We start from the raw sequence: 18,718 nt of genomic DNA on the forward strand, positions 1-18,718 counted from the left end.
CGAAGCGGTAGAGATGCTTCGACTGCGCTCAGCATGACGGTCTGAATTATTCCCGCCACAACCTTCGTCTCCAAAGCCCGGTTAACAACCCCGGCCCCAATGCGGGCACTTCCCCTTCACCAGACCAACCACCCTCATGGAATATCAAAGATTAGGCTCCTCCGACGTTTCTGTTTCGCGCATCACCTTTGGCAGCTGGGCCGCCGGCGGCTGGATGTGGGGCGGCACCGAGCAAAACGACGCCGTGGGCGCCATCCACGCCAGCTACGAGCTGGGCGTGACCAGCATCGACACCGCGCCGGTGTATGGCATGGGCTTCAGCGAGGAAATCGTGGGCGAAGCCATCAAAACCCTGCCGCGCGACAAGGTCCAAATTCTCACCAAATTCGGCATGCGCTGGGATTTGGCCCAGGGCGATTTCGCCATGAAGACCAAGGATAACCAAGGCCACGACCTCGACGTGTACAAGTACGCCGGCCGCGACAGCATCATCAAGGAATGCGAAGACAGCCTGCGCCGCCTCGGCACCGACTACATCGACCTCTACCAACAGCACTGGCCCGACGTGACCACCCCAATTGACGAGACGATGGAGGCCGTGAGCCGTCTCATCGAGCAGGGCAAGGTGCGTGCCGCCGGCGTGAGCAACTACTCGGTGGCTCAGATGCAGGAAGCCGAAAAGACGCTGAACATTGTTTCCAACCAGGTACCCTACAGCATGCTGCGCCGCGACATTGAGGCCGACGTGGTGCCGTATTGCGCGGACAATAACAAGGCTATTCTGGTATACAGCCCCTTGCAGTTGGGCCTGCTCACCGGCAAAATGAAGCCCGGCCAGGAGTTCGGCGCTGGCGACCTGCGCAACGGCAACCGCTTTTTCACCCCCGAAAATGTGAAGCGGGTAAACGCCGTGCTCAATAAAATCCGCCCGCTGGCCGAAACCAAAAACGCCACCCTCAGCCAACTCGTGCTGCGCTGGACGCTGGCGCAGCCCGGCATCTCGGTGGCGCTGGTGGGTGCCCGCAACCCCGAGCAGGCCGTGCAGAATGCCCGCGCCATGGACTTCAAGCTGACGTTTGAGGAGGTGGATTTCATCAATAAGCAGCTGCGGGAGCTGGCCCTCGCCACCGCCTAACGCCCCAGCACAGCCCCGCCCGCCGAATCAAACGAGTTGCCCCCGGACCCAAACCAGTTGGGTTCCGGGGGCAACTCGTTTGGTCGGGGCAGCGGGCACATCTTTGCAGGGTTCTTGCTGTTTCGCCCATGTCCCTCCCCTATCGCCGCCTCGTCGTCAAAATCGGCTCTAACGTCCTCACGCAGGACAACGGCCTACCCGACCTTGCCCGCATGGCCCACCTCGTGGACCAGGTTGTGGCGCTGAAAGCCCAGGGCTTGGAAGTCATCGTCGTTTCATCGGGCGCGGTGGCGGCGGGGCGCAGCCTCATCACCGTGCCCGCCCAGGCCGATGCCGTGCGCAGCCGCCAGCTGTTGGCCGCCGTGGGCCAGGTGAAGTTGCTGAGCACCTACGCCGAGCTGCTGGGCACCCACGGCCTGCTCTGCGCCCAGGTGCTGGTGACGAAGGAGGATTTCCGCGACCGCCAGCACTACCTGAACATGCGCAACTGCTTTCAGGAACTATTGCAACAGCAGGTCATTCCCATTGTGAATGAGAACGATGTGATTTCCGTCACGGAACTCATGTTCACGGATAACGACGAGCTGGCCAGCCTCATTGCCGCCCAGCTCGATGCCGATGCGCTCATCATTCTTAGCAACGTGGACGGCATTTTCACCGGCGACCCGCGCCTGCCGGAGTCGAAGCTAATTCGGGAAATTGCGCCGACCGATACCGGTTTTGAACAGTTTATTACGGCGCAGCGCTCGCAGTTCGGGCGGGGCGGCATGCTCACCAAGTGCCACATGGCGCACAAGGTGGCCAAGCTGGGCATCAGCGTGAACATTGCCAACGGCAAAACGGCCGATATTCTGCCCGGCGTGCTGGCCGGCACGGCGCTCAGCACCTGGTTTCGGCCCAGCAAAACGGCTTCGGGCAAAAAGAAGTGGCTGGCCCACGCCCACAGCGCCGTGAAGGCCACCGTGCGCGTGAATGCCGGTGCCCGCGCCGCCCTCAGCACGCCCGGCAAAGCCGTGAGCCTGCTGCCGGTGGGCATTCTGGCCATCGAGGGAGAATTTCAAAAAGGCGATATTGTGCAGCTTGCCGATGAAGCCGGCCACTCGCTGGGCCTCGGCATTGCCGAATACGGCCTGGAGAAGGCCCTGGAGCGTCTGGGCCATCAGCACCAACGCCCTCTGGTACATTACGATTATCTGTTTTTGAACCCTGACATTCAGAGTTAGGAGTTAACGGTTAAGAGTTATGAGTTGCCAGAACGACAGCTCCCAACTCTTAACTGTTAACTCCTAACTCTTAACTCCCCCACCGTGGACCTGAGCCTCCAATTTGAAGCCACCCGGCAGGCCAGCCGTACGCTGGCCGCTTTTGCCCCCGCCGCCACCGATGCCCTGTTGCGCGACCTGGCCGATACGCTGGTGGCCGAAACCAGCTTTCTGCTGGCCGAAAACGCCCGCGACCTGGCCCTGATGCCCGCCACCGACCCGCGCCACGACCGCCTGCGCCTCACGCCCCAGCGCTTGGCCGGCATTGCCACCGACCTGCGCACCGTGGCCGGCCTTCCCTCACCGGTGGGCGAAACCATAAGCCAGAAAACCCTGCCCACTGGCCTGCACCTGAGCAAGGTGCGGGTGCCGCTGGGCTTCATCGGAATTATTTACGAAGCCCGGCCCAACGTCACCATCGACAGCCTGGCGCTGTGCCTGAAAACGGGCAATGCCTGCCTGCTGAAGGGCGGCTCCGACGCCGCGTTTTCCAACGCCGCGCTGCTGGCCGTGGCCGCGCCCGTGCTGGCCCGCCACGGCCTGCCGCCCGCCGTGGCCACGCTGCTGCCGCCCGAGCGCGCCGCCACCGAGGCGCTGCTGCGGGCCGTGGGCTTTGTGGATGTGGTGATTCCGCGCGGCAGCCAAGCACTCATCAGTTACGTGCGGGAAAATGCCCGGGTGCCCGTCATCGAAACCGGGGCCGGCGTGGTGCATACTTTTTTCGACGAAACCGGCGATTTGGCCAGCGGCGCGGCCATCATCGCCAACGCCAAAACCCGCCGCGTGAGCGTGTGTAACGCGCTGGACTGCCTGCTCATCCACGCCCGCCGGCTGGCCGATTTGCCGGTACTGCTGGCCCCACTGGCCGCCGCCGAAGTCCAGCTTTTTGCCGATGCGCCGGCCCACGCCGCGTTGGCCGGGCACTACCCGCCGCTGCTGCTGGCCCACGCCACGGCGGAGCATTTCGGTACCGAATTCCTCTCGTTGAAAATGGCCGTAAAAACCGTGGCCGCACTGCCCGGGGCGTTGGAGCACATCGCCCGGTTTGGCTCAAAACACAGCGAGGCCATTATCTCGGAAGATGCGACCAACCTCGAAACCTTCCTCAATGCCGTGGATGCGGCGGCCGTGTACGCCAACGCCTCCACGGCCTTCACCGATGGCGCGCAGTTTGGGTTGGGGGCCGAAATCGGTATCAGCACCCAGAAGCTGCACGCCCGCGGGCCAATGGGGCTGGAGGAACTAACCAGCTACAAGTGGCTGGTGCGCGGTACCGGGCAAGTCCGAACCACTTAGCAGCACGCCGTGTAGCGCGCAGCGCAGCACGACTGTCAATAATTCTCCCATGACACTCCCCATTCATTTCCGCGCTGTGCTGGAGCCGGGCGGCCCCAGCTTCATGCCCACCCAAACCATTGTGGTGCCGGCCGAGGTGCTCGAAGCCCTTGGCGGCAAGGCGGCGAAGCGCGTCATCGTCGGCATTCGCGGGCACGCGCTGCGGCTGGGCCTGCTGTTGCTGGAAGGCGGCGGGCGCTACCTGATGCTCAACAAAGATGTGTGCTACGCCGTGGGCATCGAGCTGGGTCAGGCGCTGGAAATCAGCATTGAGCCCGACCCAAACCCCGACCATGTGGACCTGCCCGACGAGTTGGCCGAAGCCCTGGCCGCCTGGCCCGAGGCCGAAACCGCCTTCAACCAGTACAGCGGTTCGCACCGCCGCGCCATGGCCCGGCTGGTGGCCGAGGCCAAACAGCGCGAAACCCGTATCCGCCGCGCTGTGACGCTCACGGAGCGGCTGGCGCGCGGGCTGCACCCGTTTCGGGGTGACTAGCCCGCGACGACTAGCGCTTCTCGATGCGCTGCACCGTGCTGCCCACCTTCAGCACGTACAGCCCGGCGGGAATGCCCGTGAGGGAAACCTCCTGGAGCTGCCCGCCCGCCAGGGTTTCGTGCCGCAGCAGCTGGCCCGTCAGGCTGAACAGGCGCACCTCGCAGGGCGCGGCTGCCACGGCGGTCAGGTCCAGGGTGAGGCGGTCGGTGGCGGGGTTGGGGTAGAGGCCGATGGACTCGTAGCCGGCCTTGCGGCTCACGGTTACGACCGGTGAGTATTCGGCGCTGCCATCCAGGTCCACCTGCCGCAGGCGATAGTAGCTCAGGCCGGCCAGGGGCGCGGCATCGGTAGCCGCATACGTAGTGGCGGTGGTCGAATTCCCCTGGGCCGCCACATCGCGCACGGCGGCAAACTCTGCGCCGGTGGCGCTACGCTCTACCACAAACTTGGCGCTGTTGTGCTCCGTGGCCGTGTTCCAGCGCAGCTGCACTGCTCCCTTCACGGCGTCGGCCGTGAACGAAGTGAGCTCAACGGGCAGCGGCCGGAGCGAGCAGAATGTGGTGTTGGCCCCCACGGTGCCGGACGGCACATCGAATCCCGCTTTGGGCTGCGTATCGGTATCACAGAAATCGAGGCGGCCCGTAACCCCGAAGATGCCATAGTTGCGGGTGTAGCCACCGGCCGTAATGCTGCCCCGCAACGGCGCGGCCGGCCCCGAAATCACCCCGCTGCTGTTGTTCGTGAAATTGTCGGATACCGCAATGATGCCGCTATTGTCTACGCGGCCGTAGTTGATAAACTGGCCCGTGACCCGAAATGTGGCTCCACGATTGTTGGTGAGGAGCGAGCCGGTGCTCAGGTCGCTCATGCCGCGGGTCAGCGTCATGGCACCGCTGTTGGTGATGGTGATGGTCGCGTCCATTCGCAGGTAGCTGTCGAGGTTGGCAATGGCCCCGGTGGCGTTGTTGAACGCATTGGGGCCGGGCGTGGGGTAAATAATCCCCTTGTTCCAGATGGCACTGTTGTTCACCACCAGCGAGCCCGAGCCGGAGATAATGGCCGTCCAGGTTCCGCTGGTGTGGTTCACGGTAAGCGGGCCGCTGTAATTTATCTGCGCGGTCCACTGGCCCTGGTTATTAACCGTAATCGGCGCGGTGCTGGTAAAGGTCGGCTCCTCTGACCAGTTGCCGGTGCCAGTATTGGTAATGGTGAAAGTGGCCGCTTTGCCATTGGTTTGCAGATGCCCGCTCCAGCGGCCTTCATTCACCACGGTCAGGTTGCCGGCATTGGTGAGGTCGGGGGTCCAGGTCGCGTTCTGCTTGTTGGCGATAGTGCCCCCCGGCAGGCCCTGAATCTGGGCCGTCCACAACGCATAGTTATTAACGGTGATGGCAGCCTTGAAGTCTTCGCCCACGTAGCCCGTCCAGCTAGCGCCGGCTACCACCGTGGTGCCGCCGTCGCGGCTCCCGTTGTTGATGATGACGGGCGAATTCAGCGTGATATTTTGCGAGGGCACCGCGCCCAGGTTGTTTATCAGCGTGCCGGTAATGCCGGTGTTGACGGTCAGCCTGGCGCTACCTGCGATGGTGCCGTTGTTGATAATCGTCACATTGTTGCCCCTCACCGTCAGCTGACCCGTGTAGCTGACCCCGGTGGTGATGGTGAGCGTCTCGCCTCCCACCAGCACGTAGTCGGCATTGGCATTGGCACCGGTGATAGAAATGGTGCAGATGGAGCACTGCGCCAGAGAAGCCTCGGCACTGGCCACCATAAAAATCAATGTGCCAGCCAATACCGTCAGCGCGTGCGCGAGAGGGCCTTTGACACCAAATAAAGTAGCGTATGATTTTTTCATAACACAAAAAAGAAATAGTAGGAAAAAAGCATTTATAAAGTAAAGCTAAATCATTTTTATTGAATGTAACAACATTCATATTAAATTTAATCATTGCCTGATTTAGTAGTCATTGAAAATGCAGCCTTCGGCCGGCTTTCGCCACAAGGCATAAAAAAAGCCGCCGCTGCAAATGCAGCGACGGCTTAGCTTTTTGGTTGGCCGCACAAGCGGCCCCGGCTTCTAGTCTTTCAGCACGATGCTCACCACTTTGCCGGGCTCATCCACCGTGAACTTGCATTCATCGAAACCGGGCGCGGCCATGGTGGGGCGCACATTGTTGGAGAAAGCATAGGGTTCGGTGGGAATGCCGAGGAAGTTTTTGTCGATTTTATCGTTGTTGTTCAGGTCCTGGGTGATGGCCACGGCCCACTCGCCCTTGGGCAACTCGACCGGCAGCGTGAACCCACCCTTGCTCTGGGGCTTCACCGATTTGGAAAACGCCCATTTGCCGCTTTTCAGGAAGCCTTCGCGGGTGTTGTAGAAATACAGCCGGACGTAGGCCGTGCCGGATACCAGCGACGAAACCACCACCGTGACCGAAGAGGTTTCGGCGGGCGGCGGGGCGGGCACGGCGGCCCCCAAAAAGCTGCTGCCAATCAACAACGAGCAAAGCGATAACACGTTCATAAGCGAATTATTGACGGGTGACGGATGGGAGACAATACGGACCCAACGCCCCTGCTTACGCAAAGGGTTCGATAACAACTGATTTCGCCCAGTCAAATCGGCTCTTCGCCGAGGTTCTGCTACCCTGTACGGCAATACTGCCCAACTTATTCGTTTTCCTGCTATTATTGTGTTCCCACGCCTGCTTACTGTTCCGATGACAACCCGCCGCCTTTTCCCTCTGGCTTTGCTGATGACTTTCGCGCTGGCCAGCTGCGAGAAAGACGAGGCCGCGCTGCCGGCTCAGACTTCCGCGCTGCTGCAAAGCCACTGGCAGCTGACGCAGATTGATGCCATGCCGGTGGTGGCTTCCAGCTACGCCGAAACCAGCAAGGCCTACCTCGAATTTGTAGAACTGGGCACCTGCACCGTGGGCCTGGGGCCGTGCAATAATTTCAGCGGGCGCTATAGCCTGGCGGGCGGCGGACAGGAGCTGCACATCACGCCCCAGATTGCGACCCGCGCCACCTGCCCCGTGCAGGACCTGGAAACGCGCTACCTCGACAACCTGGCCCTGACGGCCCGCTACGAAGTCAGCGGCGACGAACTGCGGCTGTATGATGCCACCGCGCCAGCCCCGCGCCTGCTGTTTCGGCGCACGGCGCAGTAAGCCGGGCAACCTGCGGCCGGCAAAGTAGGTAAGCAGCCTCAATGGTGGGCCACCGTCTGGCCCGCATCTTTACCGCATGGAAGGGTTAACGAAAATTGACGACCTCGGCAAGCCGCGCGTGGTGATTGTGGGCGGCGGCTTCGGCGGCCTGGAGCTGGCCAAGGCCCTGGCCGATGCACCGGTGCAGGTGGTGCTCATCGACAAGCAGAACTACCACGCGTTTCAGCCGCTGCTGTACCAAGTTGCCACGGCCGGGCTGGACGAGGGCGACATCGTGTCGCCGTTTCGTAAAATTCTGAATCAGCAGGAGAATTTCTACTTCCGGCTGGCCGAAGTCACCAGCGTCGACCCCGAGGCGCAGGTGGTGGAAACTAGTATCGGCCTCATCCGCTACGACTTTCTGGTGCTGGCCACCGGGGCTGAGCCCAACTACTTCGGCGATGCCGAGATGGCTAAAAACTCTATCGCCATCAAGAGCGTGGAAGACGCCCTGGAGCTGCGCAACACGGTGCTCTCCAACTTCGAGCAGGCCCTACAACTCGGCGACTATGAGCAACTGAACAGTATGCTGGATTTCGTGATTGTGGGCGGCGGCCCCACGGGCGTGGAAATAGCGGGCGCACTGAGCGAGCTGCGCACCCACGTTTTCCCGAAGGACTACCGCGAAATCGACTTCAAGGAAATGGATATCCACGTAGTGCAGAGCGGGCCCGTGCTGCTGAAAGGGATGTCGGCCAACGCCTCGGCCAAGTCGCTGGAATACCTGAAGAAGCTGGGCGTGCAGGTGTGGCTCGATACGCGGGTGAAGTCTTACGACGGCTACACCGTAACGCTGAACAACGGCCAGCAGCTCATTGCGCGCACCCTGATATGGGCGGCGGGCGTGACCGGCGCGCCCATTGCCGGCCTCAGCGCCGACTGCCTGCTGGCCGGCAACCGCTACCTGGTGGACGGCTACAACCGCGTACACGGCTACGAAAACGTGTTTGCCATCGGTGACATCGCCATCATGAAAACCGAGGCCACCCCCGAGGGCCACCCCATGGTGGCACAGCCCGCCATTCAGCAGGGCGACCACCTGGGCCGCAACCTGAAACGCCAGCTCAACAACCAGCTCATGGAGCCGTTTGTGTACCACGACAAGGGCGCGATGGCCACCATCGGCCGCAACCACGCCGTGGCCGACATCAAGCTCTTCGGCCGCGAATACCACCTCGACGGCTTCATTGCCTGGCTGGCCTGGAGCTTCATCCACGTCATGTCGCTGGTCAGCTTCCGCAACCGCGTGGCCGTGTTTCTGAGCTGGAGCTGGAATTACTTCACCCAGGACAAGGGCCTGCGCTACATCATCGGCAAAACCAAGGCCCCGCTGGTGGAGAAGGATATGGAGGAGAAGGCCATTGTGTAGTGGTTGAATAGAACGGCTTGTACACCCGTCATGCAGAGCGCAGCGAAGCATCTTTATCGCGCAAGTAATTCAATCGAATGAGTTTACTATTGAGGTAAAGATGCTTCGCTGCGCTCTGCATGACGTTCTTTTAACTTCAACGCCACCTCCTCTCCACCCCATGCCCCTCGCCGGTACGCTCAGCATCCTCACCGATATGTTTGCGCCGGCGGTGCTGGTGTCGGCCTGCGCCTCGCTTATCCTCACCACCTCGCAGCGCCTGAGCCGTAGCGTGGAGCGGCAGCGCGAAGTGGCCCGGCTGCTGCATCACCACCAGCGCCACCAACCCGCCCCGGAGCCGGCCGAGCGCACCCACCTCCGGCTGCAATTGTCGTTTGCCATTCGGCGGGCGCGGCTGCTCCAGCAGGCCATGACGGTGCTGCACCTCACGCTGGGCGTGTTCATCGCCAGCATCCTCAGCATCGGCGTGTTCGAGCTCACCCATAGCGCCGCCACCTGGGTGGTGGCCGTGCTCAGCGTGCTGGGGGCCGGGCTGCTGCTCGTAGCCAGCGGGCTGCTCATCCGCGAATCCCGCCTCGCCCTGGCCGATGTGGCGGAAGAAACGGCGTATCTGACGCGGCTGGAGTAGCGAGGGGCATTGGGGGCCAGCATGCTTGCCGGTGTCGAAAGTATTACATAAGTTGAATGTATATATTTGACACCACTCCCGAACCTCATCCCACTAGCCCATGAAACGCCTTGAAAACAAAGTCGCCGTCATCACGGGTGGCAACAGCGGCATTGGCCGGGCCACCGCTGAGGCCTTTTTGGCCGAGGGTGCCCGCGTAGTCATCACCGGCCGCAGCCAGGCCGCCCTCGACCAGGCCGTGGCCGAGTTGGGCCCCAACGCCTACGGCGTGGTATCCGACACCGGTAGCCTGGCCGACATCCGCCAGCTCCCCGCCCTCATTCAGGCCCACGTCGAGGGTGTCGATATTCTGTTCATTAACGCTGGCCTGACCCGGTTTGCGCCGTTGGCCGAAATGACCGAGGAGCTGTTCGACGACACCATGAACACCAATTTCAAGGGGGCCTACTTCACGCTCCAGGCCCTGCTGCCGCTGCTCCGCGACGGCGGCAGCATCATCCTCAACGCCTCCGTGAATGCCCACATCGGCCAGCCAGGCGCTACCGTGTACGCGGCCAGCAAAGCCGCCCTGCTGTCGCTGGCCAAAAACCTGTCGGCCGAGCTGCTGCCCCGCCGCATTCGCGTCAACGCCATCAGTCCCGGCCCGGTGCGCACGCCCCTGCACACGGCCGCCAAGCTGGGCATCAGCCCGGCGCAGCTGGCCGAGATGGACGCGGGCATCATCGCCCACATTCCCATCGGCCGCTACGGCCTAGCCGAGGAAATTGCCAAAGCCGCCCTGTTCTTCGCCTCCGATGATTCCTCCTTCGTGCTGGGGGCCGAGCTCATCGCCGACGGCGGCATGATTACGCTGTGAGCGGCGACCGTTAGCGCAACGCCGCCAGGCCTTCGCAGAAGTAGTGAAAGCTAACCGACTCGTTTCGGGCGGGCATCAGGTGCTGGGCAATGTTTTCGGACCATTCTATTTTGGACTTGCTGGTCAGGTAATACCCGCCTTTTTGCAACACCCGATGCAGGGTTTCCCATGTATCAGTGATGGCGTCGGGGTCGCGGTCCAGCCCTTTAAAATGGTGGGAATGCACCCGTGGATACGCCGCTTGAATGGCTTCGCGGTCGCCCAAAAACCAGGCTTCCAACTCCGAAATTGCCAGCCGGGTCAGTACGCGAAATGGCGCGTTGGCCGGTGCGGTGGTTTTGGTGAGCAGGTGTGCGGCGGCCACCAGTTTTTCCATTTCTGCTTTCGCCTTTCGGCAGTCGGCGTCGGCATCCATCAGCACAACCACCCGCAAATCGGGTTCGTGCGGCATTCGGCTGGCATACGTTTTCAGCAGCGCTGGCAGGCGCATTAGCAGCGCATCTTTTCCCCGGTGCGGCACACAGCGCCACGTATCGGCTGGCAGCAACCGGGGCAATAACTGATTTAACGCGGCTTCGGCCGAAGGCTCTTCCAGCAAAAACTCAACGTGCATTGGAAGCCGGGTTTTGGGGTGCCAAAGGGTCGCCAACGCTGAAGAAATTGCTGGTCCATAAGTAGCCCAGGGGCGAGCCGTCTTCTACCATTTGCTTCACATGCGGGATATCGGCCGTGCGCGTGGCCTGCGTGTAGCCGTCGGCCCCCCGGTGCAGAATCCACACCTGCTCCGGCTCCAGGCCATCGAGCAAAAACGGCGAATGCGTGGCGACCAATAACTGCCGCTTCTCCGTGGCCTTGCCTAATTCTTCGGCCAACCGGGGCAGCAGGCGCGGGTGCAGCTCATTTTCCGGCTCCTCAATACCCAGTAGCCCCGCCGCATCGGGCTCGTACAGCAGCGTGAGCAGCGCCGCCAGCCGCATGGTGCCGTCCGACATATACTGCGCCGGCAGCGGCTTCTCAAATTCGGCATCCCTGAACCGCAGCAGGATTCGCTCATCCGACGTTATTTCCGGCACCACATCGGCTAAGCTCGGCACCCATTTTCGCATTTGCGCCGTGATTTTGGCGAGGGTTTCCGGGTGCCTGGTGTGCAGGTAATAGAGGACGTTGGGCAGGTTGTCGCCGTTGGGCGAGAGCTTTTCGCGCGGGCCGGCGTCGGAATAGCCTTTTAGGTGGTCGTCGGTGAGGTGGATGTAGCGGTAGGAATCAAGCAGTGAAAAAACCCATAACACCTCTTCTCTAATAGTAGATTTTGTGCCTTTTAGATATGGGAGAAATGTATTGCTCTCTAAAGCAAAAAACCTGTCTTCAACACGTGAGGTAGGACCTTCAAATGCGTCATCGTAATTATCAGGAGAATCCCAGTGTTTATTTTTAAACAAGGTAATAGACCTCATATAACCCTCTGGGTCGTCTGGTGAGCCTTCAACAAAATATAACGGATGGTACCTGCCATTTTCAGAAGGCACACATAAGCTTTCCTCTAAAACAAAAGGTTTATCATCCTTCTCAGTGATTTCAATAGTGTAGCGAAGAAATGTGTTGTCTGTAGGATAAGATATTTTTAATTCAAATTCTATACTTCCCTCACTCCCCCGCGTCCGCATTCCCTGAAACCGGTTCCGCTTCTCCCACGCCCCCACCAGATTCCCCCGCACCGCTTCCGCCAGAAAATCCAGCGCATCCAGCACCGTGGATTTGCCGCTGCCGTTTGGCCCAATCAGCACCGTGAGCGGCGTGAGGTCACGAAACTCCACGTCGCGCAGGGCGCGGTAGTTTTTGATGCGCAGATATGTGAGGCGGGGCACGGCCGGAGCCTGGGCGCGGGTAGGCATAAGCAAACGGGTTGGCAGCGGGGGTTTCCGCAAAGTAAGGCCGTAGCCCCGTAGCACGACGACACCCCAACGCCCTGAATGGCGCAAACGCCCCGCCCGCTCCCATTCGCCCTACGCCAGTGTGCTGCTCATCCGCGAGTCGCGCCTCGCCTTGGCCGATGTGGCCGAAGAAACCGAGTACCTGACGCGGCTGGAGTAGCGGGGGAATAAGCTATAATCATTATGCCAAAAATATTAGTATGTTTGGGAAATCATTGTAACTTTAGTAAAATGTATAACAAGTTTGGAGGAGAATGGACCGAGGACAAAATGACTGTCTTCATGAAGTATGTGAAAGCCTTTCTACAAATCATGAAGAACCAGCGCTTTTACAAGCTGCTCTACTTTGATGGATTCGCTGGGTCAGGTAGTATAAGTCAGAATGACGATTTTGAAATAATTCAGGGAGTCGCAACACAAGTATTAAGCATTGACGAACCCAGAGAATTTGATATATACTATTTTGTTGAGAAGAACAAGAAAAATGCCGACCACCTTCGAAATTTGATAAGCCAACGATTCCCAAATAAAAAAGCGTTTGTAGCACAAGATAATTGTAATCAAAAAATAATTGATTTGGCAGATTTTTTAAATAAAAAAGAAAATAAAAACTATCGAGGCCTTGTATTTATTGACCCGTATGGAATGCAGCTTCAATGGGCAGCAGTGCAAGCACTAAAGGGAATAAATGTTGATGTGTGGCTATTATTCCCCTCTGGTATCGGCGTAGGACGACTACTTCGCAGAGATGGAAAAATTGAATCAACTTGGATGAATAGACTAATAGAATTTACTGGCATGACTGAAGAAGACATTATGGCTTATTTCTATAGAACCGAAACAACAAATACACTTTTCGGCGAGGAGTTAACCATATACAAAGAAAAGAAGGCAGTCGAAAGAGCTGTTGAACTGTATAAAAAACGAATACAAGAAGAGAGTCTATTTAAATATGTCTCTGAGTCTTTGGTATTGAAAAACTCTATTGGATTCACTATGTACGACTTTTTCATGTGTACTAATAACCCAATAGCGCTTAAAATAGCTAATGACATCAATAAACTTCATCGCAAATAATTATGGCACAATCGAGCATTGAGTGGACTGAGATGACTTGGAATCCCACCACAGGCTGTACTAAGGTATCCGCTGGCTGTAAGTTCTGCTACGCAGAGGTAATGACCCGCAGGCTACAAGCAATGGGACTAGCGAAATACGCTGATGGATTCAAGGTAAGAACCCATCCTGAAGCTTTGTCAATTCCTTATTCATGGAAAAAGCCCAAAGTTGTTTTTGTCAATTCCATGAGTGACTTATTTCATCCTGAAGTCCCGCTGTCATTTGTAAAGCAGGTCTTCAAAGTCATGAATGACAATCCCAAACATATATTCCAAGTCTTGACAAAGCGTGCAGAACTGCTATTCCAATATAGCCCTGAGTTGCACTGGACAGATAATATCTGGATGGGCGTATCGGTTGAAAGTGAAAAGGTGACCGATAGGATAGAGTTTTTAAGAGCTACAGGTGCGAAGACAAAATTCCTGTCCTGTGAGCCACTAATCGGTCCGTTACATAACCTCAACCTTAATAACATCCATTGGGTAATTGTGGGTGGCGAATCAGGTAATGGAAACATTCGTGTAATGCAGGAAGATTGGGTATTGGACATCAAGGACCAGTGCCGAGCGCAAGGCGTACCCTTTTTCTTTAAGCAATGGGGCGGTAAAAACAAGAAGTTGACCGGCCGCCTTCTGTTAGGTGAAACTTATAGTGAAATGCCTGTTCACGCCTGATGCGTAAGGCCAGTAAGCAAGGGGGCATTTTCAAGTAACTCCATTCTCCCGAATCCTCCCTACCTTCCCACACCCTTCTCCACCATAATCCCACCCCTAACCCCCATTCTACCCGCTGCCACCGGGATGCTCCATTCCCCGACCGTCGTGCTCTCCGACCCCGCTACCGTGCTTGCCAGCCCGGCGGGGAGGCTAACCGACCCGGCAACATGACATGACGTCACGGCAATGATGCTCGCCACCTCGGCAACATGACATGACGTCACTGCCGCCATGCATGTCACCTCCGCTGCTATCGTAGCCAGCCCGGCCGGGGTGCTTGTCGGCTCCGCAGCATCGTTCGCGGCGGCGGCCGGCATTGTTGTCGGCCCGGCCGGCATTGGGCGGGCGGTTTCTTTCCTTGTTTTTTCCATTTTCACCATTCACCGATTACCCGCATGAATGATAAGCAACGGGCCAAACTGGCCATGTTCCAAACCACGCTGCTGGTGCTGAAGGCCCACGCCGCCACCTACGCCGCCAACAAGGCCCTGACGGCCGCCGTGGCCACCTTCCAGACCGAAGTCGACATCCTCGACCCCGAGCACCAGGCCCAGCGGCCCGAGTCGGGCGGCCTCACCGCCGTGAAGAAGAAAACCCGCCTGCGCGTGGCCGCCGCTGCCCACAACATCGGGGCCGCCCTTTTCGCCTTCGCCGCCGACCCCGCCCACGAAGACCTGCCCCTGCAAGCCGCCGTCGACTACACCCAGCGCACCCTGGAGCGCAAGTCCGACGCCGACCTCGTGCGCCTCGCCCGCCTCATCTTCGACAAAGGCACCGAGCACGCCAAAGACCTTATCGACCTCGACATCGCCGCCCTGGACCTCACCGAGCTGCGCGACGCCCTCACCCAGTTCAAGACCGAACAGGCCGCCCCCCGTGCCGCCCGCTCCGAAGCCGCCGCCGACACCAAGGAGCTGGACCGCTACTTCCGCGAAGCCCAGGCCCTGCTCGTCACCCAAATCGACCGCCAGGTGGCCCGCTACGAAACTCGGGCTTCCGAATTCTTCGCCGCCTACCAGTCGGCCCGCAAGCCCAACGCCACGGGCGGCCGCAGCAAAAAGAAGATGTCAGCAAAGGCATAGCGGGGTTTGCAGGCCAAGGCGAGAGCCGGACCAGAACCCCAAAGGCCGTCATGCTGAGCGCAGCCGAAGCATCTCTACCGCAGTAGTAATCCAATCGAATGGTTTACCTGCACGGTAGAGATGCTTCGGCTGCGCTCAGCATGACGGCCTTTTTTGATGGGCTGTTATTCCCTATTCCCCGCCCGCAACTGCGCCGCGCCGTAGCTTACGGACCGCAAAAGCCCTCCGCCCCCATGTCCGACCTCACCGTTTCCTTTATCCAGACCGCGCTGCACTGGCACGATGCCGCCGCCAACCGCGCCGCCTTCGACCAGTTTCTGGCCCAGCAAACCATCCCGGCCGATATCATCGTGCTGCCCGAGATGTTCACCACCGGCTTCAGCATGGAGGCCGCCGCCCAGGCCGAAACAATGCAGGGCGAAACCGTGGCCTGGATGCGCCGCCGCGCCGCCGACCACGATGCCGTCATCACCGGCAGCGTCATCATCGAGGAAGACGGCCACTTCTACAACCGCCTGCTCTGGGTGCGCCCCGACGGCACCCTGAGTTGCTACGACAAGCGCCACCTCTTTACGCTGGCCGGCGAGCAGCACACCTACACCCCCGGCCAGGAGCGCCTGGTGGAGGACTGGCGCGGCTGGCGCATCTGCCCGCTGGTGTGCTACGACTTGCGCTTCCCAGTCTGGAGCCGCAACCAGCCCACCGCGCCCTACGACCTGCTGCTGTACGTGGCCAACTGGCCCGCCGTGCGCCGCACCGCCTGGCGCACGCTACTCCGCGCCCGCGCCATCGAGAACGTAGCCTGCGCCCTGGGCGTAAACCGCATCGGCGAGGACGGCCAGGGCCACGCCTACTCCGGCGACTCGGCCCTGCTTGATGCCAAAGGCGGTTATTTAGTAGAAGCCCACGACCAGAACGGCATTTTCACTCACACGCTGAGCCGGGCCGAGCTGGATGATTTCCGCGCCAAGTTCACCGCGTTGAATGAAGGGGACGCGTTTGAGCTGCTGGGGTAGCGCCTTTGTTCAAAATGCTTATTTAGCTTTCCCGCAGGGTGCGCAGTGAAAAAGGGCAGTGTTTCGCAGTGTTTTCCATTGGACGACACTGCGAAACACTGCTCTTTTTCACTGCGCACCCTGCGGGAAATTTCGGCTGAACAGCCCTTACCGCACCAGCAGGCGCTGCACGGCGGCGGCACCGTCCGTTCCTTCGGCGCGCACGAGGTACACGCCGGCGGCCAGGCCGGTAAGCGTAAGCGCGTGGCGGCGCTGGGCCGCATCGGCGGCCAGCACCACGCGGCCCGTGAGGTCGAGCACCGAAATGCGGGTGGGCAGCGCGGTTTCGACGGTGGCCATGGCGGTGGCGGGGTTGGGGTAGATGCTCAGGGCCAGGGCGCGGGCAGCCTCGGTGCGGGTGGCCGTGACGGTGCGGTTGCGGGTACCGTAGCTCAGCAGGCCGCCGGCCTCGGTGCCCACGAAAAGCTCGGGCGCGCCGTCGCCGTTGAGGTCGTTGGCGGCCAGGCCGTAGTGCGAGTAGTCGCCCAGGCCCAGGCGGGTGGGCTCGTAGAGCGTGGTGAGGGGGTTGTACTGCAAATCGGTGCGCTCCGCGAACAGGGCCGGCGTCTGATTGCGGTAATCGGAGAACAGACGCAGGTAGCCGGTGGCATCGGCCGTGAGCAGGTCGGGGCGGCCGTCACCGTCGAAGTCGGCCACGGTGGGGCTCAGGTTGGACGGCCGGTCGCCCGAGGCGGTGCGGATGTGGCCGTAGTCGTTGTTCACCAACACGAAAGCGCTATCCAACGGCCCCCGGCCGCGGTTGCGGAAGTAGCGCAGGGCCATGCCCGGCTCGCGCACCTCGTTGGTACCGACGAGCAGGTCGACATAGCCATCGTTATCCACATCGGTGAAGCAGGGCATATCGTCCTTCGCGTAGGGCAGCAGGCCGGTGCCGGTAGTAGCACCCTGCGGCTTGAAGTTGATGGCATTGGCCGCGCTGAAGGCCACGGGCTGGCCGGCGGCGGCCGTGTTCAAAATGTAGTAGAGGATGTTGGCTCCCCGGTCCCAGGCGGCGTAGGCCAGGTCGAGGGCTCCGTCGCGGTTCAGGTCCACGAGCACGGGCTTGAGGCCTTCCAGGCGCAGAGCGGCCAAGCCCAGGTAGTCGCTGGTCACGAACTGGAACACCGGCCGGGCACGGGTGCCCACGTTGTGGTAGTAGGTGAGATTGGCGCGGTACACGTTGTTCACGCGGTCGGCCCGGTTGCCGATGAGCATATCGGGCAGGCCGTCGCCGTCGATGTCGCCGAAGGCAGGCGCGGCCCCCTCGCTCACGTCAATCATGTCGTTTTGCAGAAACCCGGCCGGTTGGTTGGTATAAACCGGCGCGCCGCTGGCCACCGAGTTGGTGAACAGCTGCACGTTATTACGCATGCTCACCAGGTCCGACACGTTGTTGAGCATGTTGGGGGCCACCACCAAATCCAGCTTGCCATCGAAGTTGGCATCGAACTGATAGCCGGCCGGAAACACCGGCACCCGCGCCGGCGCAGCCGCCGACGGAAAGCTGGCGCTGATGCCGGCCTGCGTAATAACGGGCACCGCCGTAGTGCCCAGATTGAGCAAACGAGCCAGCTCGGGGCAGTTGTCGCGGCCGTCGAGCAGGTCCTGGTCGCCGTCGCCGTCGAGGTCCACCAGCAGCAGGCTGTGGCCGCCGGTGTGGGTGGGTTTGGCGGCCGTGAAGCACTGCTGGCCGTTAAGCTTGAACTCGGCACAACCGCCGCAGGCTTGAAAATCGCCCCAATGGTCGGTGGTGAGTGTGAAGGTGAGGGCGCTACCGCAGGTGCCGGGGCTGGTGTTGATGTACTGCTCGATGAACGACGCGCTGATGAAATCATACGTCATGATGTCGAGCTTGCCGTCGCCGTTCACATCCTGAATGGCCGGCAGGTTGTAGCCGCCGATGGTGAGGTTGGCGGAGCCCGTGAAGTTGCCGGTGAAGCGAATCTGGTTGGTGGCTAGGGCGAAGTTGGGCCGGCCATTCACCAAAGCATTACGAAACACCCGGATTTCGCCTCCGTTGATGTAAGTGAACAAATCGGGGCGGCCGTCGCAGTCATAGTCGCGCAGCAAGGCCCAGCCGCGCAGGTCGGTGGGGAACAGGCTTTCGTACTGCGGGGCGTACTGCCAGCGGCGGCCGTTGGGGGCGGTGGGCGCGGCCACGCTCAGGAAAGTGTAGCAGCGGCTGCTTTCGTGGTCGAAGGCGAACAGGTCCGGCTGCCCGTCGTTGTTCAGGTCGATGGTGCTAAACTGGGGCGTGTTGAAGCCACCGGCCCAGGCATTGCGGAGGGTATCGGTGCCCTGCACTACTTTGGCCGTGGCCCGGCTTTCAAACCCAAAGGCCGCACTGCCCGACTGCGCCCGGGCCACCCCGGAAAAAGCCAGCGAAGCCAGCACCAACGCGTAAAAACGATTCATCAGCAAGGGAGGAGCTACAGGTGAAAAAGGATGCGCGGGGCGCGGTATAAAAATCACGCCCACCTTTGCAGCAAGTTACACCCGGTTTGCTTTTCCAGCTCAACAGT

At 60.3% G+C, this 18,718-nt stretch carries 17 protein-coding genes; 12 read left to right on the forward strand and 5 right to left on the reverse strand.

Going from position 1 to position 18,718, the window contains the following annotated elements; all coding sequences use genetic code 11:
• The first annotated feature begins 136 nt into the window (after positions 1-136).
• The 4 genes from ACVWYF_RS05445 to ACVWYF_RS05460 all read left to right on the forward strand — a co-directional run bounded on the left by ACVWYF_RS05445 (position 137) and on the right by ACVWYF_RS05460 (position 4,228).
• On the forward strand, positions 137-1,135 hold the full coding sequence (locus ACVWYF_RS05445; protein WP_457065424.1) for an aldo/keto reductase: 999 nt from the start codon (positions 137-139) through the stop codon (positions 1,133-1,135).
• Between the two features lie 128 nt (positions 1,136-1,263).
• Positions 1,264-2,358 (forward strand): glutamate 5-kinase, encoded by a 1,095-nt coding sequence (gene proB / locus ACVWYF_RS05450; protein WP_457065426.1) that lies wholly within the window; start codon positions 1,264-1,266, stop codon positions 2,356-2,358.
• A gap of 84 nt (positions 2,359-2,442) precedes the next feature.
• Positions 2,443-3,693: a glutamate-5-semialdehyde dehydrogenase gene (locus ACVWYF_RS05455; RefSeq protein ID WP_457065428.1), complete on the forward strand. Its 1,251-nt coding sequence runs from the start codon at positions 2,443-2,445 to the stop codon at positions 3,691-3,693.
• 49 nt (positions 3,694-3,742) lie between these two features.
• Positions 3,743-4,228, forward strand: a complete 486-nt coding sequence (locus ACVWYF_RS05460) for a YdeI/OmpD-associated family protein (protein ID WP_457065430.1) — start codon at positions 3,743-3,745, stop codon at positions 4,226-4,228.
• 10 nt (positions 4,229-4,238) lie between these two features.
• On the opposite strand, the gene ACVWYF_RS05465 is transcribed toward ACVWYF_RS05460, so the two are convergent.
• Together ACVWYF_RS05465 and ACVWYF_RS05470 are read right to left on the reverse strand one after the other, a co-directional pair.
• Positions 4,239-6,083 (reverse strand): T9SS type A sorting domain-containing protein, encoded by a 1,845-nt coding sequence (locus ACVWYF_RS05465; RefSeq protein ID WP_457065432.1) that lies wholly within the window; start codon positions 6,081-6,083, stop codon positions 4,239-4,241.
• 222 nt (positions 6,084-6,305) lie between these two features.
• Positions 6,306-6,752, reverse strand: a complete 447-nt coding sequence (locus tag ACVWYF_RS05470) for a DUF2141 domain-containing protein (RefSeq protein ID WP_457065434.1) — start codon at positions 6,750-6,752, stop codon at positions 6,306-6,308.
• 232 nt (positions 6,753-6,984) lie between these two features.
• Here ACVWYF_RS05470 and ACVWYF_RS05475 point away from each other — a divergent pair, with 232 nt between their 5' ends.
• From ACVWYF_RS05475 to ACVWYF_RS05490, 4 genes are all read left to right on the forward strand, one after another.
• Positions 6,985-7,401, forward strand: coding sequence for an META domain-containing protein (locus ACVWYF_RS05475; RefSeq protein ID WP_457065436.1), 417 nt, complete (start codon positions 6,985-6,987; stop codon positions 7,399-7,401).
• Positions 7,402-7,477: 76 nt separating this feature from the next.
• Positions 7,478-8,809: an NAD(P)/FAD-dependent oxidoreductase gene (locus tag ACVWYF_RS05480; protein ID WP_457065437.1), complete on the forward strand. Its 1,332-nt coding sequence runs from the start codon at positions 7,478-7,480 to the stop codon at positions 8,807-8,809.
• Positions 8,810-8,969: 160 nt separating this feature from the next.
• Positions 8,970-9,437, forward strand: coding sequence for a DUF2721 domain-containing protein (locus ACVWYF_RS05485; RefSeq protein WP_457065439.1), 468 nt, complete (start codon positions 8,970-8,972; stop codon positions 9,435-9,437).
• Between the two features lie 100 nt (positions 9,438-9,537).
• On the forward strand, positions 9,538-10,293 hold the full coding sequence (locus tag ACVWYF_RS05490) for an SDR family oxidoreductase (RefSeq protein WP_457065441.1): 756 nt from the start codon (positions 9,538-9,540) through the stop codon (positions 10,291-10,293).
• Positions 10,294-10,303: 10 nt separating this feature from the next.
• Here ACVWYF_RS05490 and ACVWYF_RS05495 read toward each other — a convergent pair whose 3' ends face one another.
• Positions 10,304-10,906, reverse strand: a complete 603-nt coding sequence (locus ACVWYF_RS05495; protein WP_457065443.1) for a DUF4276 family protein — start codon at positions 10,904-10,906, stop codon at positions 10,304-10,306.
• A complete protein-coding gene (locus tag ACVWYF_RS05500; RefSeq protein ID WP_457065445.1) occupies positions 10,896-12,185 on the reverse strand; it encodes an AAA family ATPase in 1,290 nt (429 codons plus the stop codon). Before ACVWYF_RS05500 ends, ACVWYF_RS05495 begins: the two co-directional genes overlap by 11 nt.
• Positions 12,186-12,455: 270 nt before the next feature.
• Between ACVWYF_RS05500 and tcmP the strand changes: the two genes are divergently transcribed.
• The 4 genes from tcmP to ACVWYF_RS05520 all read left to right on the forward strand — a co-directional run bounded on the left by tcmP (position 12,456) and on the right by ACVWYF_RS05520 (position 16,157).
• Entirely contained in the window at positions 12,456-13,301 is an 846-nt protein-coding gene (gene tcmP / locus ACVWYF_RS05505; RefSeq protein WP_457065447.1) for a three-Cys-motif partner protein TcmP, read from the forward strand.
• Positions 13,302-13,303: 2 nt separating this feature from the next.
• Positions 13,304-14,017 (forward strand): DUF5131 family protein, encoded by a 714-nt coding sequence (locus ACVWYF_RS05510; RefSeq protein WP_457065449.1) that lies wholly within the window; start codon positions 13,304-13,306, stop codon positions 14,015-14,017.
• A 437-nt stretch (positions 14,018-14,454) separates the two neighbouring features.
• Complete coding sequence (locus ACVWYF_RS05515) at positions 14,455-15,141, forward strand: hypothetical protein (protein WP_457065451.1); 687 nt, start codon at positions 14,455-14,457, stop codon at positions 15,139-15,141.
• 233 nt (positions 15,142-15,374) lie between these two features.
• Entirely contained in the window at positions 15,375-16,157 is a 783-nt protein-coding gene (locus ACVWYF_RS05520) for an amidohydrolase (RefSeq protein ID WP_457065453.1), read from the forward strand.
• Positions 16,158-16,304: 147 nt separating this feature from the next.
• Here ACVWYF_RS05520 and ACVWYF_RS05525 read toward each other — a convergent pair whose 3' ends face one another.
• Entirely contained in the window at positions 16,305-18,611 is a 2,307-nt protein-coding gene (locus ACVWYF_RS05525; protein WP_457065455.1) for a T9SS type A sorting domain-containing protein, read from the reverse strand.
• Positions 18,612-18,718: the final 107 nt, after the last annotated feature.

Source organism: Hymenobacter sp. UYAg731, from assembly GCF_054061335.1.